The organism is Symbiopectobacterium purcellii (assembly GCF_052050035.1).
GTDB lineage: Bacteria > Pseudomonadota > Gammaproteobacteria > Enterobacterales > Enterobacteriaceae > Symbiopectobacterium > Symbiopectobacterium purcellii_A.
The window spans coordinates 17393-40938 of record NZ_CP189881.1; the positions used below are offsets into that span (position 1 = coordinate 17393).

The following is a 23546-nucleotide window of genomic DNA, read 5'->3' on the forward strand; positions in this document are numbered from 1 at the left end:
GCAATGTTAACTAGAATACACATTCACAAATATATACTATACTATAAGGATAGTATAATGCAAGAAAAGTATATTAAATTATACAAAGAAAACGATATGTCATTGAAAAATATAGGTAATAAACTAGCTTCATTAATGAAGAGAGATAATATTGACGCACAGACACTTAGTGATAAAACAGGAATTGGTATTGCCACAATAAAAAACATAAGACGCGGCGTAGGAAACCCAACAATTTCAACACTTTACACTATAACTGAGTATTTTAAAATCAGCATTGGGGACCTGACTGAAGGCACCACTTCAACTACAATTAGTGAAACAAAAACAGCAACAATGCCACTGATAAAGTACAACGAAATTGAGCGATTTTTATCCACCAAAACTGCTTATATAGAAAGCTATACAACAGAAGTTGATGATACATCAGATGATTCACTGTTTGCTTTCGAAATTACTAATAGTGCATTTTCTCCAGAGCTTGAAAGAGCATCTATTTGTATTGTGTCGACCAATGAAAGTGCCAATGACGGAGATATGGTTTTGCTCAAGATACAAGGTTACCCAATAGCACTGAGAAGAGCTTATGTTGGCGAAGCAGGAATGATTTTCTGCAATATTTCTTTAGAAAATGAAATATCTCCAGTATCCTATACACAATATGAAATAGTAGGTGTCTTATTAAAGGTTATAAAGAGACTAAGATAATGAAAATATTGAAAAAGTGGTGGTACTCCGTAGAAAAGGTATTCTCTCCTCCCTATATATATACTTTGGATAAAGATCTGACTAAAAAAAACAGTAATCAATGGTATTTCAAGGAGTTTGGCACACACACATACGTTAAAAAAACTTGGGAGCAGATGTTACGTTCTAACTTCTTAAGTAAAGTTAAGCCTGATGACATATCATATATATCATATATAGAGGCACACAAGGTGATGACATCTTCGGTGTATCATATATCGGAAGAAAAAAGAGGGGGGTTTTATAACCTCAAAAGTGAAATAAAGAACGAGCCCATTTCGATTCACGAACACGACTTCATAAAAAATAGAGAGTTAATATCCAAAACAGATCCATTTGATATTCTACAGATAGCATATAAGGCCGGAGTAATGAGAGGAAAAAACTTATCTAGCAGCATAGTTAAACAGGAGGCACATGCTAAAAAAACGCCTCCTCTGCGGATTGTCAAATGAAATACGTCTCAGAATGGATTTGGTCATCTAAAGAAACAATACTAAATCCACTCTCTAAAAACTTTTCCACCTCGGAAGTACCGTTGACCCACTGATAACATACTGCCGGGGCAATAGAAACGAATATTTGGCCAATCCTTTGTTGGCATGATGTATGAGCATGTCCAGCTGCGATAAACTTCACGTTGTGACTCATACATAAACCTAAAAAATCCCCAGAGTTCTGCAGCATACAGGAATCAACTAAAGGAGTTCCGACCTCTAAAGGGTGATGATGCAAGAATACAGCAATTTTCTTCCCTCTATTAGTTAGGAGCATATGTTCTAACATGGAAAGTTCTTTTTCGTTTATGAAACCATAATCCTTTCCTGGAACCACAGTATTAACTTTAATCAATGACCAGTGTTCATCAGAGAAAAGAGATAGATCTTTATGATGTACTGCACCGCTTGAGAGCACCCTCATATTGTCAGTGTCATCATGATTCCCCGGAAAAGCGGAATAAGGTATATCCAGACTATCCATATGACTGAAGAAATACTCGTAAGACTCCCTTTCACCATTATTAGAAATATCTCCGGTTACAATGATTTTATCAAAATTAATGATACTTTTATTTTTAGCAAGAAAACCTATCAACTTTTCAAATCTATAGTTTTCATCCGATGGAAGTTCTTTTGTAAGATGCAAATCAGTTAAATGAACAAACCTCATTTCTCTTTACCCCTTTTCAAAATAAAAATGGGATTATAGCTAACCCCCCAATCGTAATGATCAGTATTTTCAATTTTCTTTACTATATGTACCAACCAAACAGCTACCGGCAAAAGAAGCAGTGAGATAACAACTTTATAGCTCCATGTAGTTACAATAATGTTTATTAATTTATGTAAATCGTATTTTCCAGACAAGCTGATTGGATATGCAGTGAGAAGTAATGCCGCTTGTGTCGTCATAGACCCTATTGTATATCTAAATAAAAAATACTTTCCATAAAATACTACTTTAAGCTTTGATATTATAAATCCATTTATGAAGTAAGATACAGGAACAGATACCCATGATCCAATCATTACTCGCCAGAAATCTTGAAACAAAAAATTGTAGCCCGCAGATATATTGTTGTAGTCAGGTTGAATTATAGAGCTTAAATATATCAGTGACACAAACAAACTTTGGCAAAAAACAACTATCCATATATTGATTACGGACAGACGATAACCATAAACCTCTGTCATAATTGTCGAAATAAGAAAGCATAAAGAAAATATTATTCCAGAAGCTGTAATATTAAGACCAAATATATCGAAAACCCTGTAGACTAAAGTGTCACAGGTTATCATTATAGTTACAGTTAAACCTATGAAAAAACCATAAAGTTTATATTCTCTCACAAGAAACCTCTGTTTATCCGTCCTAAATTTCTGTTACTCCGCAACTTCACTAGGGAAGAAGGATTCAATTTCAGCATTAACAAAATAAAGTATTTCCGGAACAACTTTAGAAAATTCGAAATTTTCATCTCCTTTAACATGAGGACTAAGAGAAGTTATTCCTAAAACTTTAGAAACAATCATTTGTGTTTTTAGGACATTTTCCAGAATAACTTTATTGTACTCCATTTGATTGAAAGGATTTACCTTTTTTTGCATCTGGGCATCGTAAACCCTCAACCCCAACTCCAACAGCATACTTGCCACGCTTGAAAAATTAACATCCTTATTGCTAACCCCCTCAGACCTTCTTTGCTGAACGATAGCCCGAATTTTCTCATCGCACTCATTACTAATATAAACCTGTACACGTGGCATATTTCTTTTCCTTTCAAAGGTAAGTGTCATGCAATAAATTAAAAGCCCTCCCCCCCCTAAATTGATAATCTGAAGCAACTCTGCACTAGAGTCAAGATATCATAAATGATTGTTTATAAATTAATAGTCACCAAAGAGTCTCAGGGGACTCTTTACCTACTCCAACTGTAGTCTACGAAGACTACAGTTTATATTTCAAAAGAAATAAAGCTCAATATTAAATAATTAACCACATGATTTAATTATGAAATCAGAAAAATTTCAATTTTGCGTGGGGTGTGGTGCTTTTGGTGGTGAGGAGTGCATATTTATTGAACCTGAGTTCGGGATGGATTATGGTATTTCCGGCATGGTGCCCGGAGGGAAGAAATGAAAAGCATAACAGTCACATTTTTACCTTTTTTATTTTCTGGTTCGCTATACGCTGCTGATTGCTTTGATTTAGCTGGCAGAGACTATTCAATAGATCCCGATCTTCTCCGGGCAGTCGCCTGGAATGAATCTCGATTTGTTACTACGGCAATAGGCAGGAATACAGACAAAAGCATTGATGTTGGCGTGATGCAAATCAACTCCCAACACTTTTCAACGCTCAGTAATGTGGGAATCACACAACAACACCTTCTTAGTGATGCATGTATGAATATTTACACGGGCGCTTATTTCCTTGCGCAGGCATTCAACAGGTGGGGAGTAAGCTGGCAATCTGTCGGAGCGTATAACGCTGGCTTTCGTAAGTCTGAAAAACAGGCATTGAGAAGGTATCAGTACGCAAGCCGGATAGCATCCACATATCATGAGATTAAGAACAGCAAAAACACTGTCCTTGCTAAATCCGAAAAATAAATGCAGGCTGAATCTCCCCGGGTTTATTGGAATAAAAAATCTTAAAGTAATGCACGTTTCGTCGAAATGAGAATAGGTCTATCAGCGCCGCATTTGACGCAAATGCGATGCCGATTTGTGGCACTGATTTTGATGCTTCCACCCTTTTGCAAAAAGAAAAAATGCTTTTAATAATAGCTTATTAGGTATTTTGGGTTGTGTAAAAACAGCATTTTCCCGTTATGCACCACTGCTAAAATTCTGCGATTCAATTATTGAATCCTGGCGCTATGGTTAAGTTAGAGACTTAAAAAGAATCAGCTCCAATAAACCCGGGGAGATTCAGTGTCAATGATGTAGCTTTATTTCTGGTGTCTTCGGCCTATTTTTTTACGTCGTTCATGCGTTGAAACGCACAGCCGGAGAGCACTATCGTGGAAATCACGACAGACACTGTTTTTAATTTCATAAATTCACTGCTTCCAGCCCCAAAAGATTTTTATATCAAAATTCATGAATGGTAGTGATGAGTAGCAAAATAATAACCTATGATTACCAAGTGATCTACTATTCGGAACAGCTATTTAGACCGGCTGGCCGTGTTGCCTAAGATGAATTTTAAAGAAAAAGTAAGTAGTGTTAAAGTGGAAGTCCCGGTCAGCAGTGACTTTTTACGTATCCTGTCTGACCGGAACAATTTTTCCATGGTGTTGTATCAATAGTTAAATAAATAACTGAAAAGTGCTAAGTGATCTTAATTATCATCACTCTATATAACATATACAACTGACAAAAATTACATTGTAAAATAGACTTATTTATGAAATAATTTAAGGTTAAATAAAATTCACTCTGGTAATATCTCGACAGGTTATTGCATCACTCAACGACGCTGAATATTAAAGGTGAGATCTACCGGTTAAGAGAGAAACGAAAAGCAGGCGTGCTGAGCAAAAATCTGGCACCAGAGAACAATGAGGCATCGCTGGAGAAAAGTGGTCAACCTGGTTGATGAACAGCGGGGAAGTTCGTCAGGTGGTGAAGTACTGAGTGTGGTGTCGGCGGGGCTTTGGCCATACCGTTATACACATCTTCCTTGCTAACTTATTAATCAATGATTTATACGTGGAACTCAGAGGGACAGTCAAACACCCAAAATGCCAGTAAGACGATTGGCATACCGCGATACACGGGCTCCCAAGTAGGTTGCTCAAAAAACGGGCAAAAGATGTGTATAACGGTATGGGCTTTGGCGCAGGAGTTGGGTCAGTTGTCACTGTCCTTGAAGCCATGTGGGACAAGGACTCCCGATATTTACGGTGTCAGGGGCGCAAGTCGGACTAGCGGGAGCATTTGAACAGAAACTTACGGTTTCACTTTTTGTGGGGTATTTAAACCGTAAATTCCTGCATGTGTATGCAATCTAAGAATGTTTTGATGCCGGTATGGAGCCCTGAGGACAGCCGATATCATTACTGTGTGATTGACCCTCTTCCAGAACTGGTGCGGTTAGCGTAAAAAAATTTCCGATCTCCAAATTGACCCCAATAAACGAGGTCTTTGGAACTCAGTGACAGTGTCACGGCCTAAAGAAGTACTAATTATTGGATACCTTACCGGTAAAGTATTTAAATTTATACATACACCAATAAGAAATGCTGGCAACCAATAATGAGTTAATAGCGGGGACGCCCCATTTATCAATGGCACCGATCAAACTACCTAATGCACAGGAGAATATAGCTTCCCAACCGATTAAAGGCGTGATGTCACCTCCTGGTAGGGTGTTTGTATCACGTAATTGATTCAGTGTTCTTGTATTTTTCTTTACGCAAAAATATCCCACAATCATCACACCAACGATAGGAGGGAAAATAATTCCTAATAATGTCAGGAAATTGATAAACCTATCGAGTATGCCTAGTACAGAAAGTGTTGTTCCTATTATTCCAATAATAATGGTGATGCTTGTATAACTTAATTTTTTGCCGAAAGTAATTTCAATGGCATTCGCAATGCTCAGCGATGAAGAGTAAAGGTTCAAATCATTGACTCTCAATGTTGAAAAAATAACGGCTAACAATCCTATCCCTCCGGTTGTTTGTGCCATTATGATGACAACATTTTCCGTGTTAAGTGCTCTGGCTAACATGATCGCCAAGCCATTAATAATAAATTCACCGACTAAAACAGTGAACAGGGTCATTGAGAGTACATGGGATGTTTTTTTAGCATATCGCGTTATATCTGGAGTCATCAATGCCGCAACAATACAGCCACCTACAATAATGGTTATTGCATTAGCAATTGTTAAAGTTTCCCCTTGCGGGGTGGTATTAAAGAGAATGTCCATTTTGAGATGAGAAAGAATCGGGATAGATATAAATGTTATAACAACAATAAATATTGGAACTGCAATCGATGCGGCGATTTTAATCGCTTTAATACCAAAAGCGACTAGAAAAGTGAGAAATAAACCTGATAAAGCAGCAGATAATTCAAAACCAAACATTCCATTTAATGCATGATCTATGCCTTTGGCGAACAGAGAATTTTGAATACCGAACCATCCTAAAAGGCTGATTGCTACGATCACACTAATTAATACAGAGCCAACTCGCCCAAAACCTGACCATCGGGCGAGCAGGACTCCTGTTAATCCCTCTTTCATTCCTGCATAGCCAAGCGCGAATGTGACGGTACCAAATACAAGACTAGCAATAATAATAGCTATAAACGCTTCCTGCATAGACATTGAGTGACCGAGGATTGCTCCCAGCATAAACTGGTCAAGAGCCGTTAACATACCCGCGTGAACGAGCATTATGCCTAGTAAAGGTAAGCGACATTCATATGGCACTCGACTATATGAGTGGTCCTCATGTTTATTCATAAATTGTAAATTCCTTTTTTTAAGATTGCTGTCGGAATATAATTATCAATTCCATATTCGACATAGATTTCACGCAATTGTGCTATATTGTGGATATCTAATCTTTTAAAAACTGAATGTATTCTAGAATATACTGTACGTATAGGGATATTATAAATACGTGATATCTCTTTTCTAGAATAGCCCTGGGTAAGTAGCCAGGTAACCTCAAGTTCTTTTTCCGTTACTAAATTGTTTCCTTCTGAACTTATTTGATAGTTGCTTTTATTTAAAGATTTTAGAATAGGGTTGGTAGAATATGCTGGTTTAGCATCCCAAAGAATACCCATACATTTATTAACATCATCATAAATAGGGGTTTTTGTACTAATGTAAGCTACTGGGTTATCATTACCGTTCCAGCAATGTATTTCTAATACTCTAACGCTTTTGTTACTGCTTATCGTGTCTTGATCGTGTGTAATCAAGTCAAGATATAATTCATGCCATGCAGCTGGAAACTCAATATCAAGCTTACCTTCAACTGAGAATTTTTGAGGTGTATTAGTGTATCGTTTTGCTGCAAGATTAAGATAGACATGCCGTGATTCAATGTCTTTTATTCCCCAAGGTTCATCAAGATTTTCTATTATGGAAATGGCTTTAGAAAAATCAGCTGAACATTGCATATATTCCACCCTCTCATTTAGCAAAGATGCTTAGTCAGGTAATGCCTTATGATTTTTCGATAAAAACCATCAAGGGTGCCATATTCCAAATAACCAAGTTTTTTATAAAATCCACAGGCCTGAAAACTGAACGTGTCGACATAAGAAAAATGACAACCTCTTCTCACCCCCTCACTCTCAGCCATTAGCATCAACTCGCGACCGACACCTTTTTTTCGATACTCAGCCTCTACCCACAAATATTGAATCTCTAATCCTCCCCACCATGTTCTGGCTATTATTCCACCTTTTATATTATCTGATTCATCTTTAACCGTGATTCTTAGTGGTTGTATGTCAACTGGTGCATAGTGGTCGTTATGTCCCCATAAGCCATCTATTATCTGTCTTTCTTCATTCTCGTCCGGTGTTCCGTGCAATGTGTAATTCATCGGTAGTCTCTCGTCTTTTTTAACACTAACCACAGTCCGCTAGTTTAATCTTATTTAAATTAATATATATGATAGCAAAATAAAATAGAAAAAAGGATACAACCAACCTTTATGATTATTATATGATGATACATATTGATAGTTATTAGTGCTGTTGATGCCGTTCAACATAAACATGATTAGCCAGTGATGAATGGGGCCGCTATACCAGAGGAGTTACAAAATATAACTGATTGATAGAAATAGTATTTACTAAACATAATGAGCGAGATAATCAGGCAATCCATAGTCGAGCCAATATCCTGGCTTGTAACTCGATTGGTTTCTCGCGTTCGAGCGAACGCTACGTAGAGATTATCGGTGCAGGCACCAAAAAGTACATGTTTTACTCATTAGAGACCCCCTTAGAGACCTTACCGGGGTGAATTTTATTTAACTGAGTAAAATCTCATGAATGAGTCTTATTTGCAATGTAAACTTTATCAGTTGTGCATGTTAAATACAGTGGTGATACTTATGAGCAATTAGCACTGTTCAGTTATTCTTTAACTAAAGATGCAACACCAGGGAAAATAATAAATGAAAGTAGTACTAATTACATGAATATTAATGCTTTTTATTCATGTGTAAATATTGGAGCTAATTTTTCAATGAGGTAGCGTTAAGAATCAAGGTAGTCGCCACCCCGTTAATTTAAGCAGCCTGTTTTTCTCGTTCCCTATTCCGGGTAACGGGTCTTCCGGTTGCTATTTTCTTGTTCTTTCTGACCAGCGTCACTAAACTAGTTGCTGAATAGAGACTTGCATTTTTTGTCAGGCTATTGAGAATAAAAAGAGGTTTAACTTAGAGAATAAAGGTTTGAAATGATCAACAAAGAGCGGTTGTTACGAGATAATCGTTTATGTAAAGCAATCATTGGATTATCAGTCGAAGAATTGAAAAATTTAGCCGCTGAATTTTCAGCTTGTTATTTGATTTATCGGAAAAAGAATCGAAAAAATCACGAGCGGCAGATGGGTGCAGGGCAGAAAGGATTTATCCCAACCCCATTAGATAAACTGCTTTTTATTTTATTGTATTTAAAATGTTATCCGACCTATGATTTGCAAGGACTTCTTTTTGGTTTAGATAGAACACGGGTATGTCGCTGGGTAAAAATATTATCGGTGAGTGTCAAGGTAGTTGTCGCCTCCGTTAACTCATGCAGCGGGAGTTCCCCGCTCAGGATTTAGCCATACTTCGTCCTGCCGACTCCAATTCCGTGTTTGACTTGACCAACGATGCGGATTTCGCATTTTGGCTGCCTCATACACCGATTTACGCTGCGTCAGCAGCAGGCGGTCTTCGCCCCTGTGGCGCTGACCTGGCGTCACATAACGAATGGCGCTATGGAGATGCTCTTCGTTGTACCAGGCGACGAAGCTTTCCACCCAGGTTCGAGCCTCTTCCAGCGTAGCGAAGCCTTTTTCCGGCCACGCTGGTGCATATTTCAGCGTTTTGAAAAACGATTCAACATACGCGTTATCATTGCTCACGCGAGGCCGACTGTGCGATGGCGTTATCTTCAGTTCCGCAAGCTTTACCTGTAGCACCTGGGATTTCATCGGCGCACCGTTATCCGCATGCAGCACTATAGCCAAGCGACTTAATTTTGATTACACCATATGGACTGAGAACAAACTCTCTGTATCGCAACCCATCTCTCTTTTTTTGCTTTTTGCTTGTGCCCATTTATGCTCAATTGGGTTAAGATCTGGCGAATATGTAGGCAAATACTCCACCATATACCCTGCATCGATGATGACTTGTTGAATATTATGTTTTTTGTGAAAAGTGGCATTGTCCATCATGATTACACTGTTTTTAGGGAGTACTGGGATAAGGACTTGTGTGACCCAGGCATAGAAAACATCGCTGTTAATATTGATATCAAATAATCCGATAGCAAACAGCGTTGTGCCTAATAAAGCGCCGATAACATTTGTTCTTCCCCTAGCTCCCCAGTTCTTCAGGCCAAAACACCGTTGACCTTTTGGGGAATAGCCGTGAGTCCGTGGGGCATCGTGTGAAAAACCACTTTCATCAATAAAAACAATAGGTTTACCTTCTTTTTCATACTGTTGTTTTTTTTTGTTGAAATCCCTGCCGGGCGTTTTCGTCGGCTTTCGGATGACGTAGAGTTTTTTTTATAGGTCAATCCCAGCTTTTTAAGCGCTTGCCAAATGGCCTTCTGACAAACGCCAAAACGCTCTGCACGTTCTTTTTTGTAAGCATCTGGATATTGTTCAACATCTTTTATCAACTCGGATTTATCGATCTTTCGCTGACGCGTGGTCGATGCTTTTGACTCTATTTGATTAATCCAACGCGATACAGAGGCAGGGCCAATCCGAAATTGCTTCGCTGTTTCTCGGATACTCAACCCTTCGTTTTTCCGTGTAGATATCACTTTACGTCTAAAATCAATTGAATAGCTCATTTAAATAATGTAATCAAAATTAAGTCGTTTAGCTATAACAGCCAGCTATGCTTCTTTGCCGCATATCAGGGCATAGGATGTAATCATTTTTAAGTCGGTTGGCTATAATTGGGTTGATTTCGTCAGCTATTGCTCAGACTTTCCAGAAGGAAACCAGTTAATTGTATGCCGCCTCAATCGCGATGATTGCAAGGATGAAATAAATGCGCTTAGGGAAAGGAGGCAACAATTTCTAACTCTGGTTATGGAGGTTAAGCAAAATATATTAAATCAGGTTGCAGCATGAGTGCATGCATACCGGTAACCGGCAATGCAGGTGAGCTCAGCCTGACACGGGAGGTAAGTTGCTGGCAGTGAAGGGTCGGGCAGGACTCGAACCTGCGGCCTTACGGTTGGGGAACACGTACGCTCTTCCACACTGAGCTACCGACCCAAGGTGGCAGAATTGATTAAAGGGCCGTAACGAGAAAAGCTTTCACAACCAGAGAGAGAATACCCAAAATTCCAGCGCTCAGCATCCAGCGCATTAACTTCTGCTCAGAGCGGATACCCGCCATCTCAAGCTGTAAGTCTTTACGGACTAATTGCATATCCTTGCGGACATCTGCTATCTGAACCGTTAAATCTTTGCGCACGTCTTCGAGGTCACGCTTGGTAGCAAGGTCTGCAACCTCATGGGACTGACGCACAACAAGGGTTATAGCCTTGGCCTGCTCTCTATTAAGACCAGAGTTTTCCAGCTTCTCGACGAACTCTTGAGTATCAAATGCAACCTGTCCCATAGCGGCTCCTCCTGTGTTAAGCCAAGTGTAAGCGATCTGACCGCCAATCTGCAAAATTTTACAAGTGAGTCTGCTAATACCTTTAACCACATCCGTTTCATTATGGAGAAATCGTTATGTCTAAATTCGTTGTCATTGAAAATATGGTCGTCCGTCAGGATGCTTTCGGGCGTTATAGCCAAGCGACTTAATTTTGATTACACCATATGGACTGAGAACAAACTCTCTGTATCGCAACCCATCTCTCTTTTTTTGCTTTTTGCTTGTGCCCATTTATGCTCAATTGGGTTAAGATCTGGCGAATATGTAGGCAAATACTCCACCATATACCCTGCATCGATGATGACTTGTTGAATATTATGTTTTTTGTGAAAAGTGGCATTGTCCATCATGATTACACTGTTTTTAGGGAGTACTGGGATAAGGACTTGTGTGACCCAGGCATAGAAAACATCGCTGTTAATATTGATATCAAATAATCCGATAGCAAACAGCGTTGTGCCTAATAAAGCGCCGATAACATTTGTTCTTCCCCTAGCTCCCCAGTTCTTCAGGCCAAAACACCGTTGACCTTTTGGGGAATAGCCGTGAGTCCGTGGGGCATCGTGTGAAAAACCACTTTCATCAATAAAAACAATAGGTTTACCTTCTTTTTCATACTGTTGTTTTTTTTGTTGAAATCCCTGCCGGGCGTTTTCGTCGGCTTTCGGATGACGTAGAGTTTTTTTTATAGGTCAATCCCAGCTTTTTAAGCGCTTGCCAAATGGCCTTCTGACAAACGCCAAAACGCTCTGCACGTTCTTTTTGGTAAGCATCTGGATATTGTTCAACATCTTTTATCAACTCGGATTTATCGATCTTTCGCTGACGCGTGGTCGATGCTTTTGACTCTATTTGATTAATCCAACGCGATACAGAGGCAGGGCCAATCCGAAATTGCTTCGCTGTTTCTCGGATACTCAACCCTTCGTTTTTCCGTGTAGATATCACTTTACGTCTAAAATCAATTGAATAGCTCATTTAAATAATGTAATCAAAATTAAGTCTTTTAGCTATACTGCCTCAACGATTTGCACCGCGCCGCCTTTGCGCAAGTTAAAGCGACTAAATAGCTGTGCGGAATAGTGCTCCACTGAGAGTGTAAAAAGATCTGTGTAAATGGCATTTTGAGGAAAACCTTCAGAGGACAAAAAATGCCTATCAGCAACGAACTTATTGACCAACTGCTTCAGGATTGCCACTCCCCTCAGGAGCTTCTGGGTGAATCAGGACTACTCAAGCAGCTGACTAAAAGACTGGCGGAACGGGTTCTTCAAGCTGAGATGGAAATACACCTTGGGTATGCTAAGCATGACCCGGCTGGTAATAATTCAGGCAACTCCCGCAATGGCAAGACATCCAAGAGCGTACGTAGCCAAAATGGGGAGATCGAGCTCGATATAGCCAAGCGACATTATTTTGATAACAGCCAGCTATGCTTCTTTGCCGCATATCAGGGCATAGGATGTAATCATTTTTAAGTCGGTTGGCTATATTCCGCGCGACCGCAACAGTACCTTCGAGCCGACACTGATCGGTAAGCACGAAAAGCAGCTTAACGGCTTCGATGACCGCATTATTTCTCTCTATTCCAGAGGGCTATCAACCCGTGATATTCAGGCTCACTTTAAAGAAGTCTACGGGGTCGATGTTTCCGCTGGCTTCATTTCTCAAGTGACCAATGCCGTGATGGATGACGTTAAGCGCTGGCAGCAACGGCCGCTGGATGCGTTTTATCCCATTGTTTACCTTGACTGTATTGTGGTCAAAAGCCAGGACGGCGGAGCCGTGACCAACAAGTCTGTTTACTTGGCTCTAGGCATCAACGGCCAGGGCGAAAAAGAGCTGCTGGGGCTATGGATAGCCAAAACCGAGGGGGCCAAGTTCTGGTTATCTGTAATGACAGAACTGAAAAATCGTGGGCTACAGGACATCTTCATCGCCTGCTGCGATGGCCTGAAGGGCTTTCCTGATGCCATTGAAGCTGTTTACCCGCATACGCGGGTACAGCTCTGCATCGTGCATCAGGTGCGGAACTCGCTGCGCTACGTCGGCTGGAAAGAGCGTAAAGCCGTTGCTGCTGACCTCCGCACTATCTATAGTTCCGCAACGCTAGAGGGCGCTGAAGAGGCCCTGGATGCCTTCGCGGCCAAATGGGATGAACAGTTCCCGACGATCAGCCCATCGTGGAGAAATAATTGGGAACGTCTCATCGTCATTTTTGATTTTCCGCCGGAGATTCGCAAGGTTATCTACACCACCAACGCGATAGAGTCGTTAAATGCTTCATTGCGCAAGATAACGAAAACGCGACGAATATTTCCAACGGATGACTCGGTAAACTAGTTGCTGAATAGAGACTTGCATTTTTTGTCAGGCTATTGGCTTTGTTGAATAAATCAGAGTTAGCGCGGACAGGATGCTTCCAGCCGGGGCTGCCGTTATGCAATCCGGACGCTGTCCGGCATTCCTAACTGCGTCATGCGGTTCAGCCCCTTACTCATTGCCATCACCTCTCCCACCTGAGCCTGATAGTCCCGCAGGCTCAGGTGGCCACCCAGCAGAGTTTTGATGCGGAACATCGCTGTTTCTGCCACTGAACGGCGGTTATTGACGCAAGAAGAATCCATGCGCTATAGTCAGTCTGCATCTGCAAATTCAGGTGCCTGGATTCGCGTCCTGACGGATACAACCGCGACAAAATGACATGCCGCGAGCGTGTTTTTATATGTCGCAGTCTAGCCTCATCTCAATGGTTGGCTGGACGGTGGAGCTTAAAGGCTCACCGGTTGGTTGTATCCGGTACGCGAACGCCCCATTCCCACTCGAAACGCAACAAAGTGACCCACTTGCCAGAGTCGGATAAAATCACCGTTCTGGCCATACTGGAGAGCCTGTTACATGCAGGGAAAACATCTGACTCAGAAAGAACGGTTCTACATCGAAAAGCGGCGTGGTGAAGGTGTCAACCAAGCTACCATCGCCAGAGAGCTTGCTCTGCCTCGCTCGACCATCAGCAGGGAACTCAGACGCAATACCGACCCTACTTTCAATGGTGTCTACTGCTGTAGAAGGGCGGACACTCTGGCTCGGGAACGCCGTCATAAGCCTCTGCCAAACAATGCTTTTTACCAGTTTGAGCCACACATTCAGAACTTCATCAGGCAGGCGCTTTCCACTCACTCTTCACCTGAAATTATCAGTGGCCGTTTGCACCTGGAATTTGGTATATCTGTCAGCAAGAATACGCTATATCGCTATATCCTGCAGGAGAGACAGGCTGGCGGGGGCCCCATTCCCAGTCGAAACGCAACAAAACGGTAGGGCATTATGCCGCCTGTAAGTGCGTTAAAAATACCTCATTTGGAGAACGATAACCCAGCGATTTTCGGCCTCGCGTATTGAGCAGGTGTTCGAGTGCTGCAACCTTGCGATGGGTGACATAATTGAAGTCCGTTCCCTTCGGGTAAAAACGCCGTATCAGCCCGTTGGTATGCTCATTCAACCCGCGTTCCCAGGAATGATATGGCCGGGCAAAGTAGACCGGTGCCCCCGTGACTTTTGTAATTTCCCCGTGCTGGGAAAATTCAGAACCGTTGTCAACAGTCAGGGTTTTAAACTCGCAGAAGGTATTGGCAACGATGTCCCTGAAGGCCGCTACCACTGTCTCTGCTCGCTTGTTGGGCACTTTGCGAATGATGACCAGCTTGACGGCTTTATCGACTACCGTCAGCAGGAATGATTTCTGATCTTTGCCAAAGATGGTGTCAATCTCGAAATGCCCGGGTTCCTGCTTGAGGTCAGCAACGGCCGGCCGCTGCTCAATGCCAACACGGTTGGGAATAGGACCGCGTTTGTTCTCATCGGTCTGATAGTTATACCGTTTACCCCGATGAGGGAGCTGCTGATACAGCTCACCGCCGGCCCGGCGCTCCTGCTGGATATAGCGATAGAGCGAGTTCTTGCTGACGGACAGGCCAAATTCCAGGACCAGGCGCCCACTGATGACCTCAGGTGAGGTGTGGGTAGACAGCGCCGTTCTGATAAAGTCCTGAATGTGCGGTTCAAGCTGGTTAATCACGCTGTCCGGCCCTGTTTTCTGCCGCCGCCCTCTGGCCAACGTTTCGGCCCTTCTGCAGGAATAGACCCCGTTGAAAGCGGCGTCGGTATTGCGTCTGAGCTCCCTGCTGATGGTAGAACGAGGAAGCTCCAGTTCCCGGGCGATGGTGGCCTGGTTAACCCCATCACCACGCCGTTTTTCGATGTAGAACCGCTCTTTGTGAGTCAGATGTTTTCCCTGCATGCAACGGGATCTCCAGTAGGGCCAGAACGGTGATTTTATCCGGGTCTGGCCAGTGGGTCACTTTGTTGCATTTCGACTGGGAATGGGGCACCGGTTATCTACACCACCAACGCGATAGAGTCGTTAAATGCTTCATTGCGCAAGATAACGAAAACGCGACGAATATTTCCAACGGATGACTCGGTGCTAAAATTATTCTATCTAGCCTTGCATAATATCTCGGCTAAATGGACCCTACCAATCAGAGACTGGAAACCGGCTATGAGCCAATTCATGTTGATGTATGGAGATCGGATTTCCGGTTAAGCGATGGAGCCATTTACACGAAATTCTTTACAGACTCACAGTGCCATGCTCTTCTCTGCATCACAGCTTACCAGGGCATTCTCTGTCAATACTAAGTACTGTTTTACCTGAGTTGCTCAGCTTACGTGTTCCCGGTAAAAATGTGGATGCCCCTTCTGCCTTATCGTTATAAGCCCAGTTCACGTAGCTGATATTATGTGCATTAAGAAATCTTATCCATGTTGCCGTTTCTTGTATATTTACTGAGCCGTTACCATCTGCATTTACCGTTCCCCATTCCGTCACGAACACCGGTAATCTATGCTGTAATGCGGCCAACAGCTTGTCCCTGAAGGGCTGTCCATGCGTGCCTGCGTAAAAATGAAATGTGTAGGCGATATTTATTCCGCTTAAAGGGGCCTGAGCGGCAACATCCACGTCCTGAGACCAGTTAGGCACTCCGACAATAATGAGATTATCCGGATCCTTTTTCCTAATTGCCGAAATAACCGAGTTCGCGTAAGGTCTGATGGTTTCTTTCCATGACACAGCAAGTGGTTCATTATAAATCTCATAGATGACGTTAGGATATTTCCCGTATTTCGTAGCCAATCTTTGAAAAAACGATACAGCTTCCTTTTGGTGGGATTCCGCATGACTACTGTGCCAGTCAACTATTACATACATGTTTGCTTTTATTGCGGCATCGATAACGCTATCCACACGCTTGATATTTCCCTGCGGGTCGCTAAGGTATCCACCGCCATCTTCCACCCCCATAGCCGCACGAACAATTCCGGCATGCCAGTTATTTTTCAGATCTGCAATACTCGCTGCATTATAGAATTTCTCCCCACCCCATCCACTGTTGCTCCAAAATAGACTGTTACCACAAAGGCTAACCTGCCTGTTTCCATAAAGTATTTTATTTCCTTGAACCTGAACAGGAGGAACTGCCATGGCTGGCATGCTGCTACAGATAACGGCGGTTAAAGCCATTTTTCTCAATAAATTTATGCATGAGTACATAGTGTCATGTCCTGTATTATGGATGTTGTGTTAAATAACATAAATTAAAATGGAAACTGCACACGCCCTGGAATAACTTTCACTTTTGATGACTCTTTATTTAAGACACCATCAGGAATATAATCATTAAGTTGATGGCCATAAATGTCAAGGTAACGTATTTTTATTTTTCCCGTCCCAGCTTTATTCAGAATAAAATGGTTATAATCTGTTTTATTCGCCCGATTCCAATGTCCCGACTCATAATACTCCATACTCATAACAGGATATCGTGTTCTGCGAACCTGAATTGCTGCCCAATAAATAGTGGAGCCTTCTTTTATCCTGTACAGGACAGGTTCCTTATAAGGGCCAGGGATCACTTTCCAGTGTATGTTATCTACCCTGCCGGGGGGAGTTCCGCTTATTTTTTTAAAGGCTCCAGGCGACAGGTCCAGTGCGCAGTTTTTTCCTTCAGGATACAGATCCGTAACATATACCTTTACGCTTCCGGCTGGTCCGGTTACCTGCAGCCAGGCTCCGGCGAGTGATGCGCGTACGCCTCCAAAATTGAGCTGGTAAGGATTAAGGGCCGCTATATCCATACCTGCCGGAATGGGATCCAACAGTAAAGCTCCACCTGAGTAACCCGATCCTGTTTCAGTCACATATCCCCTGCATACTTTGTTTTTTGGCCAGATAGCATCAGCGGCTTGTGCTGACGTACTGCTCAGAGTCAAACCGAAAGTTAAAACAGCGCAGATTGGGGTAATTTTTGTCAATAATCTAAAAGACATATTGTTCCTTATGATAAACGTGACTGAAAAAGTCAGGGCTGCTATTGAAAATTTTGAGATTTAGCGACGGGAAAGCATGGTTGTAAGCAGATGCCCGCGTTGAGATATTTTGAGCATCAAGATAGGGTAATCTCCGCATCAGGTTTGCCTTATTCATCATTTTCCATAACCAGTTTCGTGTAATGAAGCAATTCTGGAGCACTGTATTGCAGATGACCTGAATTTATCGCCTGCAATAACTCATTTAATTTATTTTTGCACGGTCAGGGAGGTTAGAGTAAGACTCCAAATTATCCACATGATCTAGGCTGTGTCCCTTAATTGCTTGAGCTATATAGCCAAGCGACATTATTTTGATAACAGCCAGCTATGCTTCTTTGCCGCATATCAGGGCATAGGATGTAATCATTTTTAAGTCGGTTGGCTATAGTATCCATCCGTTTCTAAGACACTTTGGATTATGGCTCGCTACGATCTTTCTGATGAAGCATGGGCAATCATTGAGCCCTTGTTACAAACCGTTTTGACATCTCCGCAGGCAGGCCGGCCATGGGCAGAACATCGCAAAATCCTCAACGGCATGTTCTGGATACTGTGTTCAGGTGCCCCATGGCGTGATTTACCTGAACGTTACGGCCCATGGAAAACCGTTTATAACCGTTTCAATAGATGGTCAAAGTCTGGAGTTATTAACATTATTTTTAATAAGTTACTTTCATTTCTTGATGCTCATGGACTTGTTGACTGGTCAGCCACTGCGCTGGATGGCAGCAATATCCGTGCGCTCAAATGTGCGGCTGGCGCTCAAAAAAACATCCCGATATTACCAACGATAACAGCCTGGGTCGCTCACGAGGTGGTTATGGCACCAAAATCCACATGGCGACTGACGGAAGCGGCATCCCGCTAAATATCGTACTGAGTGCTGGGCAGGCTCACGAAAGCCTGTTCGCGTTACGACTCCTGGACGGCATTGGCGTGCAACGGCAGAACGGTAGCATGAAGCGTCGTGGTCATGCGGTACTGGCTGACAAAGCCTACTCTGGCAATGCACTCCGTAACGAGTTGAAAAGAAAAGGGATAAGAGCGGTTATTCCCCGAAAATCAAATGAAAAACTGGCTTCAGATGGACGCTCACAACTTTATAGTGATGCTTATCGCCGTCGCAACGTTGTAGAAAGATGTTTTGGCCGTTTAAAGGAATATAGACGCCCCATTCCCACTCGAAACGCAACAAAGTGACCCACTTGCTAGAGTCGGATAAAATCACCGTTCTGGCCATACTGGAGAGCCTGTTGCATGCAGGGAAACATCTGACTCATAAAGAACGGTTCTACACCGTACAAGCCTTGTGGTATAAGGGATAATCAGCTTGCAGCCCAAAAAGCTTTTTATATCAAAGCTCAGGAGTGATAGTGATTAGTAGAAAAATAATAACCTATAGTTATCAAATGATCTACTATTCTGAACAGCTATTTATTATGCATTTATTTATTAACAATATAATATATAAAGGATTATTTATTACCTATAGGATTACCTCCTCCGGGAACTTCATGAGCTGTTGCAACTACAGCTACGGATGATGACATAATAATTGCAAGTGCACACACGGAAGAAAAAAGTAATTTTTTCAAATTCATAATTTGATATCCTTATTATCTTTATATAGATCACTCAAAAAGTGAGTGTGTATTAACAGTTAACGTGCACCGAATGAATGCGAAATATACATTAATGGTGCATCCGATACTGTTAGATATAAACATATATCAAATATAGCTCATTTGAATACAGAATAATCCGAATACTGGATAAATCCATTTAAGATGCTGATAAAATTATTTTTTTATGACAATGAGGCTGCATGCAAAATACATGGGCTTTGTTTTGGCTTTGTTGAATAGTAGGGAATAATTCTGTTATGGCACGTCTATTTTGGATTAAAATGCTGATCTCTCCGGGATGCATCACCACGCTCTGGATGTAACATACTGATTTTTCGTCAAGGGAATCCGCAGTCTTTATGGCTGTGCAGCATAATATCTATTTATTCAACAAAGCCCACCTGTTATGCAATCCGGATGCTGGCCGGCATACCCAACAGCGTCATCCGGTTCAGCGCTTTGCCCCATTCCCACTCGCTTGTTGAGATACTACAGGACTTTGGTTGGCTCTGTCGCATTAGTGAGATGAAGTTGGCATAAGTTGTGTTGTCGATTATTTAGGGGTCGCCCCAGAAAACGGAAATTATAGCCAAGCGACATTATTTTGATAACAGCCAGCTATTCTTCTTTGCCGCATATCAGGGCATAGGATGTAATCATTTTTAAGTCGGTTGGCTATAAAGCACGCTAAGCAAGTTGTAGTGGTCGTAGCGGCCTGAACTTACCTGCACCGATCTTGACACTATTGCGCCACAGGTAATCCCCTGTGAGGTTAATGTGCTCCCAGCCTAGCGGCGACAGATATTGTAATAACGCATCATCGACGGCATGCCCCTTGGCTCGTAATCCATTAGTCACCCTTTCCAGATAGACGGTATTCCATAGCACGATGGCGGCAGTCACCAGGTTAAGACCACTTGCCCGGTAACGCTGTTGCTCAAAACTGCGGTCACGGATCTCCCCTAATCGATTGAAAAACACTGCACGAGCCAAGGCGTTACGAGCCTCCCCCTTATTTAGTCCAGAATGTACGCGCCGGCGGAGCTCAACACTTTGCAGCCACTCCAGAATGAACAGTGTGCGCTCGATACGCCCCAACTCGGGGTTTTGTGCACATTTCCTCGAAAAGTGCCACGTGGCGTATAAAAAGCTATAATTATCATATTCTTGATCTATTAAAACAGGATGTATTACGAGATCTTTTCGTCTGCAAGTATTTTATAAACCGTGGAACGGGCAATACTAAGCTGGCGAGCAATTTCCGTTGCACCTGTAGCCCCATTCCCACTCGAAACGCAACAAAACGGTAGAGGCTTATGCCACCAGTAAGTGCGTTAAAAATACCTCATTGGGGGAACGATAGCCCAGCGATTTTCTGCCCCTTGTATTGAGTATGTGTTCGAGTTCGGCAATCTTACGATGACTGACCTGACTGAAGTCTGTTCCCTTTGGGTAAAACGTCGTATCAGCCCGTTGGTGTGCTCATTCAAGCCCCTCTCTGTAGTGGTCAACTAAATTTGGCTGTTGATGGAACAGCCGTTCTGATTCATTTGGTGTTAACCCACCGTTATACCAGTGAGGTCTGACATCGCTATAATAATGGGTTATGTAGCGAATAATGGATGATTGAGCAGTACTAAAGCTTTGGTAGCCAGTCGTTGGCACCCATTCAGTCTTCAGACTACGGAAGAATCGCTCCATCGGACTATTATCCCAACAATTTCCTCTGCGACTCATACTTTGGGTCATCTGATAACGCCACAATGCCTGCCTATAGGCTTTGTTGAATAAATCAGAATTAGCCTCCCTCTGCTACACCTGTTATCCTATCCTGACGCTGTGTGGCATACCCAAGGCCCATTCCCACTCGAAACGCAACAAAGTGACCCACTTGCCAGAGTCGGATAAAATCACCGTTCTGGCCATACTTGAGAGCCTGTTGCATGCAGGGAAAACATCTGACTCACAAAGAACGGTTCTACATCGAAAAGCGGCGTGGTGAAGGTGTCAACCAAGCTACCATCGCCAGAGAGCTTGCTCTGCCTCGCTCGACCATCAGCAGGGAACTCAGACGCAATACCGACCCTACTTTCAATGGTGTCTACTGCTGTAGAAGGGCGGACACTCTGGCCCGGGGACGCCGTCATAAGCCTTTGCCAAACAATGCTTTTTACCCGTTGGAGCCACACATTCAGAACTTCATCAGGCAGGCGCTTTCCACTCACTCTTCACCTGAAATCATCAGTGGCCGTTTGCACCTGGAATTCGGTATACCTGTCAGCAAGAATACGCTATATCGCTATATCCTGCAGGAGAGACAGGCTGGCGGGGAGCTATATCAGCAACTTCCTCATCGGGGAAAACGTTACAGGTACAATGCCGAAAACCTCAAATCAGGCCCTATTCCCAACCGTGTTGGTATTGAGTATCGCCCAGCTCAAGCCGAGCTTAAACAGGAGCCTGGCCACTTCGAAATTGACACTATTTTTGGCAAAGACCAGAAGTCATTCTTGTTAACCATCGTAGATAACGCATTGAAAACCGTCATCATTCGCAAACTGCCTAATAAGCGTGCGGAGACTGTGGTTGCTGCTTTCAGGGACATTGAAGCTAATACCTTTTGCAAGTTTAAGACCCTAACAGCTGATAACGGCCCTGAATTCGCTCTGCACGAGCAAATGACTCAAATCACAGGGGCGCAGGTCTACTTTGCCCATCCTTATCATTCCTGGGAGAGGGGCTTGAATGAGCACACCAACGGGCTGATACGACGTTTTTACCCAAAGGGAACAGACTTCAGTCAGGTCAGTCATCGTAAGATTGCCGAACTCGAACACATACTCAATACAAGGGGCAGAAAATCGCTGGGCTATCGTTCCCCCAATGAGGTATTTTTAACGCACTTACTGGTGGCATAAGCCTCTACCGTTTTGTTGCGTTTCGAGTGGGAATGGGGCCAACAACGTCATACGGTTCAGCGCTTTGACCATCGCTATGGCTTCACCTACTTGAGCCTCATAGTCACGCAGGCTCAGATGGCCACCCAGCAAAGTTTTTATGCGGAACATCGCTGTTTCTGCCACTGAACGCCGGTGATAACCCACTTTCTTTTTCCACATATCATTACTCCCGCTCAGACGCTGATTCGCCACCGCATGGTTACGTTCATGGTATAGCTAAACGACTTAATTTTGATTACATTATTTAAATGAGCTATTCAATTGATTTTAGACGTAAAGTGATATAGCCAACCGACTTAAAAATGATTACATCCTATGCCCTGATATGCGGCAAAGAAGCATAGCTGGCTGTTATCAAAATAATGTCGCTTGGCTATATCTACACGGAAAAACGAAGGGTTGAGTATCCGAGAAACAGCGAAGCAATTTCGGATTGGCCCTGCCTCTGTATCGCGTTGGATTAATCAAATATAGCCAAGCGACTTAATTTTGATTACACCATATGGACTGAGAACAAACTCTCTGTATCGCAACCCATCTCTCTTTTTTTGCTTTTTGCTTGTGCCCATTTATGCTCAATTGGGTTAAGATCTGGCGAATATGTAGGCAAATACTCCACCATATACCCTGCATCGATGATGAATTGTTGAATATTATGTTTTTTGTGAAAAGTGGCATTCTCCATCATGATTACACTGTTTTTAGGGAGTACTGGGATAAGGACTTGTGTGACCCAGGCATAGAAAACATCGCTGTTAATATTGATATCAAATAATCCGATAGCAAACAGCGTTGTGCCTAATAAAGCGCCGATAACATTTGTTCTTCCCCTAGCTCCCCAGTTCTTCAGGCCAAAACACCGTTGACCTTTTGGGGAATAGCCGTGAGTCCGTGGGGCATCGTGTGAAAAACCACTTTCATCAATAAAAACAATAGGTTTACCTTCTTTTTCATACTGTTGTTTTTTTTGTTGAAATCCCTGCCGGGCGTTTTCGTCGGCTTTCGGATGACGTAGAGTTTTTTTTATAGGTCAATCCCAGCTTTTTAAGCGCTTGCCAAATGGCCTTCTGACAAACGCCAAAACGCTCTGCACGTTCTTTTTGGTAAGCATCTGGATATTGTTCAACATCTTTTATCAACTCGGATTTATCGATCTTTCGCTGACGCGTGGTCGATGCTTTTGACTCTATTTGATTAATCCAACGCGATACAGAGGCAGGGCCAATCCGAAATTGCTTCGCTGTTTCTCGGATACTCAACCCTTCGTTTTTCCGTGTAGATATCACTTTACGTCTAAAATCAATTGAATAGCTCATTTAAATAATGTAATCAAAATTAAGTCGTTTAGCTATATCACTTTACGTCTAAAATCAATTGAATAGCTCATTTAAATAA

25 protein-coding genes, 1 tRNA gene and 11 pseudogenes are annotated in these 23546 nt (G+C 42.6%); 13 read left to right on the plus strand and 24 right to left on the minus strand.

Annotation, left to right across the window (positions count from 1 at the left end; all coding sequences use genetic code 11):
* Positions 1-57 precede the first annotated feature (57 nt).
* Both ACQGXV_RS00830 and ACQGXV_RS00835 read left to right on the plus strand, forming a co-directional pair.
* Positions 58-708 carry a helix-turn-helix domain-containing protein gene (locus ACQGXV_RS00830; protein WP_440862645.1) on the plus strand — a complete coding sequence of 217 codons (651 nt, stop codon included), beginning with the start codon at positions 58-60 and terminating at the stop codon, positions 706-708.
* Positions 708-1202 (plus strand): hypothetical protein, encoded by a 495-nt coding sequence (locus ACQGXV_RS00835; protein WP_440862646.1) that lies wholly within the window; start codon positions 708-710, stop codon positions 1200-1202. Before ACQGXV_RS00830 ends, ACQGXV_RS00835 begins: the two co-directional genes overlap by 1 nt.
* Here the strand turns inward: ACQGXV_RS00835 and ACQGXV_RS00840 are convergent.
* From ACQGXV_RS00840 to traM, 3 genes are read right to left on the minus strand one after another with little or no spacing between them, the layout of a single operon-like run.
* Positions 1195-1917, minus strand: coding sequence for a metallophosphoesterase (locus ACQGXV_RS00840; protein ID WP_440862647.1), 723 nt, complete (start codon positions 1915-1917; stop codon positions 1195-1197). The two genes, ACQGXV_RS00835 and ACQGXV_RS00840, sit on opposite strands and share 8 nt — an antisense overlap.
* Positions 1914-2597 carry a VUT family protein gene (locus ACQGXV_RS00845; protein WP_440862648.1) on the minus strand — a complete coding sequence of 228 codons (684 nt, stop codon included), beginning with the start codon at positions 2595-2597 and terminating at the stop codon, positions 1914-1916. The genes ACQGXV_RS00840 and ACQGXV_RS00845 overlap by 4 nt, the downstream gene beginning before the upstream one ends.
* A gap of 33 nt (positions 2598-2630) precedes the next feature.
* Complete coding sequence (gene traM / locus ACQGXV_RS00850) at positions 2631-3014, minus strand: conjugal transfer relaxosome DNA-binding protein TraM (protein WP_440862663.1); 384 nt, start codon at positions 3012-3014, stop codon at positions 2631-2633.
* Between the two features lie 244 nt (positions 3015-3258).
* On the opposite strand from traM, the gene ACQGXV_RS00855 reads away from it, so the two are divergent.
* The 3 genes and pseudogenes from ACQGXV_RS00855 to ACQGXV_RS00865 form a co-directional block, all read left to right on the plus strand.
* Complete coding sequence (locus ACQGXV_RS00855; protein WP_440862649.1) at positions 3259-3387, plus strand: hypothetical protein; 129 nt, start codon at positions 3259-3261, stop codon at positions 3385-3387.
* Positions 3384-3860 carry a transglycosylase SLT domain-containing protein gene (locus tag ACQGXV_RS00860; protein WP_440862650.1) on the plus strand — a complete coding sequence of 159 codons (477 nt, stop codon included), beginning with the start codon at positions 3384-3386 and terminating at the stop codon, positions 3858-3860. Before ACQGXV_RS00855 ends, ACQGXV_RS00860 begins: the two co-directional genes overlap by 4 nt.
* A gap of 841 nt (positions 3861-4701) precedes the next feature.
* Positions 4702-4851: pseudogene (locus ACQGXV_RS00865) on the plus strand (ATP-binding protein); the annotation flags it as partial.
* A 585-nt stretch (positions 4852-5436) separates the two neighbouring features.
* On the opposite strand, the gene ACQGXV_RS00870 reads toward ACQGXV_RS00865, so the two are convergent.
* The 3 genes from ACQGXV_RS00870 to ACQGXV_RS00880 are packed head-to-tail and all read right to left on the minus strand — an operon-like array spanning position 5437 to position 7831.
* Positions 5437-6732: a cytosine permease gene (locus ACQGXV_RS00870; protein WP_440862651.1), complete on the minus strand. Its 1296-nt coding sequence runs from the start codon at positions 6730-6732 to the stop codon at positions 5437-5439.
* Positions 6729-7400 carry a LuxR C-terminal-related transcriptional regulator gene (locus ACQGXV_RS00875; protein ID WP_440862652.1) on the minus strand — a complete coding sequence of 224 codons (672 nt, stop codon included), beginning with the start codon at positions 7398-7400 and terminating at the stop codon, positions 6729-6731. Before ACQGXV_RS00875 ends, ACQGXV_RS00870 begins: the two co-directional genes overlap by 4 nt.
* A gap of 17 nt (positions 7401-7417) precedes the next feature.
* The gene (locus tag ACQGXV_RS00880) at positions 7418-7831 is read right to left on the minus strand and encodes a GNAT family N-acetyltransferase (protein WP_440862653.1); all 414 of its coding nucleotides are present in this window, start codon (positions 7829-7831) and stop codon (positions 7418-7420) included.
* Between the two features lie 863 nt (positions 7832-8694).
* On the opposite strand from ACQGXV_RS00880, the gene ACQGXV_RS00885 reads away from it, so the two are divergent.
* Positions 8695-9063: a helix-turn-helix domain-containing protein gene (locus ACQGXV_RS00885; protein WP_440862654.1), complete on the plus strand. Its 369-nt coding sequence runs from the start codon at positions 8695-8697 to the stop codon at positions 9061-9063.
* Here the strand turns inward: ACQGXV_RS00885 and ACQGXV_RS00890 are convergent.
* The 7 genes and pseudogenes from ACQGXV_RS00890 to ACQGXV_RS00920 form a co-directional block, all read right to left on the minus strand.
* Positions 9031-9474, minus strand: a pseudogene (locus tag ACQGXV_RS00890) (transposase); the annotation flags it as partial. The gene ACQGXV_RS00885 and the pseudogene ACQGXV_RS00890 overlap by 33 nt on opposite strands.
* A gap of 12 nt (positions 9475-9486) precedes the next feature.
* Complete coding sequence (locus ACQGXV_RS00895) at positions 9487-9927, minus strand: IS630 family transposase (protein ID WP_440862664.1); 441 nt, start codon at positions 9925-9927, stop codon at positions 9487-9489.
* On the minus strand, positions 9840-10310 hold the full coding sequence (locus ACQGXV_RS00900) for an IS630 transposase-related protein (RefSeq protein WP_440862655.1): 471 nt from the start codon (positions 10308-10310) through the stop codon (positions 9840-9842). The genes ACQGXV_RS00895 and ACQGXV_RS00900 overlap by 88 nt, the downstream gene beginning before the upstream one ends.
* Before the next feature lie 357 nt (positions 10311-10667).
* Positions 10668-10743: transfer RNA gene (locus ACQGXV_RS00905), tRNA-Gly, on the minus strand.
* A 16-nt stretch (positions 10744-10759) separates the two neighbouring features.
* Entirely contained in the window at positions 10760-11092 is a 333-nt protein-coding gene (locus ACQGXV_RS00910) for a coiled-coil domain-containing protein (RefSeq protein WP_440862656.1), read from the minus strand.
* A gap of 197 nt (positions 11093-11289) precedes the next feature.
* The gene (locus tag ACQGXV_RS00915) at positions 11290-11823 is read right to left on the minus strand and encodes an IS630 family transposase (RefSeq protein WP_440862665.1); all 534 of its coding nucleotides are present in this window, start codon (positions 11821-11823) and stop codon (positions 11290-11292) included.
* Entirely contained in the window at positions 11747-12112 is a 366-nt protein-coding gene (locus ACQGXV_RS00920) for an IS630 transposase-related protein (protein ID WP_440862584.1), read from the minus strand. Before ACQGXV_RS00920 ends, ACQGXV_RS00915 begins: the two co-directional genes overlap by 77 nt.
* A gap of 173 nt (positions 12113-12285) precedes the next feature.
* On the opposite strand from ACQGXV_RS00920, the pseudogene ACQGXV_RS00925 reads away from it, so the two are divergent.
* A pseudogene (locus ACQGXV_RS00925) lies at positions 12286-13477 on the plus strand (IS256 family transposase).
* A 95-nt stretch (positions 13478-13572) separates the two neighbouring features.
* Here the strand turns inward: ACQGXV_RS00925 and ACQGXV_RS00930 are convergent.
* A pseudogene (locus tag ACQGXV_RS00930) lies at positions 13573-13740 on the minus strand (IS5/IS1182 family transposase); the annotation flags it as partial.
* A 292-nt stretch (positions 13741-14032) separates the two neighbouring features.
* Between ACQGXV_RS00930 and ACQGXV_RS00935 the strand changes: the two are divergent.
* Positions 14033-14455 (plus strand): transposase, encoded by a 423-nt coding sequence (locus ACQGXV_RS00935; RefSeq protein ID WP_440862657.1) that lies wholly within the window; start codon positions 14033-14035, stop codon positions 14453-14455.
* A 4-nt stretch (positions 14456-14459) separates the two neighbouring features.
* On the opposite strand, the gene ACQGXV_RS00940 is transcribed toward ACQGXV_RS00935, so the two are convergent.
* Positions 14460-15434 carry an IS30 family transposase gene (locus ACQGXV_RS00940; protein ID WP_440862658.1) on the minus strand — a complete coding sequence of 325 codons (975 nt, stop codon included), beginning with the start codon at positions 15432-15434 and terminating at the stop codon, positions 14460-14462.
* Positions 15435-15527: 93 nt separating this feature from the next.
* Here ACQGXV_RS00940 and ACQGXV_RS00945 point away from each other — a divergent pair.
* A pseudogene (locus tag ACQGXV_RS00945) lies at positions 15528-15740 on the plus strand (transposase); the annotation flags it as partial.
* Between the two features lie 60 nt (positions 15741-15800).
* On the opposite strand, the gene ACQGXV_RS00950 reads toward ACQGXV_RS00945, so the two are convergent.
* Positions 15801-16718: a glycoside hydrolase family 5 protein gene (locus ACQGXV_RS00950; RefSeq protein ID WP_440862659.1), complete on the minus strand. Its 918-nt coding sequence runs from the start codon at positions 16716-16718 to the stop codon at positions 15801-15803.
* Positions 16719-16792: 74 nt separating this feature from the next.
* Positions 16793-17509, minus strand: a complete 717-nt coding sequence (locus ACQGXV_RS00955) for an expansin EXLX1 family cellulose-binding protein (protein WP_440862660.1) — start codon at positions 17507-17509, stop codon at positions 16793-16795.
* Positions 17510-17984: 475 nt separating this feature from the next.
* On the opposite strand from ACQGXV_RS00955, the pseudogene ACQGXV_RS00960 reads away from it, so the two are divergent.
* Positions 17985-18751 (plus strand): annotated as a pseudogene (locus tag ACQGXV_RS00960) (IS5 family transposase); the annotation flags it as partial.
* 11 nt (positions 18752-18762) lie between these two features.
* Complete coding sequence (locus ACQGXV_RS00965; RefSeq protein WP_440862661.1) at positions 18763-18891, plus strand: hypothetical protein; 129 nt, start codon at positions 18763-18765, stop codon at positions 18889-18891.
* 987 nt (positions 18892-19878) lie between these two features.
* On the opposite strand, the pseudogene ACQGXV_RS00970 reads toward ACQGXV_RS00965, so the two are convergent.
* The 4 pseudogenes from ACQGXV_RS00970 to ACQGXV_RS00985 all read right to left on the minus strand — a co-directional run.
* Positions 19879-20292, minus strand: a pseudogene (locus tag ACQGXV_RS00970) (Tn3 family transposase); the annotation flags it as partial.
* Between the two features lie 89 nt (positions 20293-20381).
* Positions 20382-20477: pseudogene (locus ACQGXV_RS00975) on the minus strand (helix-turn-helix domain-containing protein); the annotation flags it as partial.
* A 28-nt stretch (positions 20478-20505) separates the two neighbouring features.
* A pseudogene (locus ACQGXV_RS00980) lies at positions 20506-20690 on the minus strand (transposase); the annotation flags it as partial.
* A pseudogene (locus ACQGXV_RS00985) lies at positions 20674-20967 on the minus strand (integrase core domain-containing protein); the annotation flags it as partial. The pseudogenes ACQGXV_RS00980 and ACQGXV_RS00985, both read right to left, overlap by 17 nt.
* Before the next feature lie 167 nt (positions 20968-21134).
* Here ACQGXV_RS00985 and ACQGXV_RS00990 point away from each other — a divergent pair.
* Entirely contained in the window at positions 21135-22109 is a 975-nt protein-coding gene (locus ACQGXV_RS00990) for an IS30 family transposase (protein ID WP_440862609.1), read from the plus strand.
* Here the strand turns inward: ACQGXV_RS00990 and ACQGXV_RS00995 are convergent.
* A pseudogene (locus ACQGXV_RS00995) lies at positions 22095-22364 on the minus strand (hypothetical protein); the annotation flags it as partial. The gene ACQGXV_RS00990 and the pseudogene ACQGXV_RS00995 overlap by 15 nt on opposite strands.
* 156 nt (positions 22365-22520) lie before the next feature.
* On the opposite strand from ACQGXV_RS00995, the gene ACQGXV_RS01000 reads away from it, so the two are divergent.
* The gene (locus ACQGXV_RS01000) at positions 22521-22625 is read left to right on the plus strand and encodes a helix-turn-helix domain-containing protein (RefSeq protein WP_440862610.1); all 105 of its coding nucleotides are present in this window, start codon (positions 22521-22523) and stop codon (positions 22623-22625) included.
* A 19-nt stretch (positions 22626-22644) separates the two neighbouring features.
* Here the strand turns inward: ACQGXV_RS01000 and ACQGXV_RS01005 are convergent, their stop codons facing one another.
* A complete protein-coding gene (locus ACQGXV_RS01005) occupies positions 22645-23178 on the minus strand; it encodes an IS630 family transposase (protein ID WP_440862666.1) in 534 nt (177 codons plus the stop codon).
* Positions 23102-23467 (minus strand): IS630 transposase-related protein, encoded by a 366-nt coding sequence (locus tag ACQGXV_RS01010; RefSeq protein WP_440862584.1) that lies wholly within the window; start codon positions 23465-23467, stop codon positions 23102-23104. The genes ACQGXV_RS01005 and ACQGXV_RS01010 overlap by 77 nt, the downstream gene beginning before the upstream one ends.
* Positions 23468-23546: the final 79 nt, after the last annotated feature.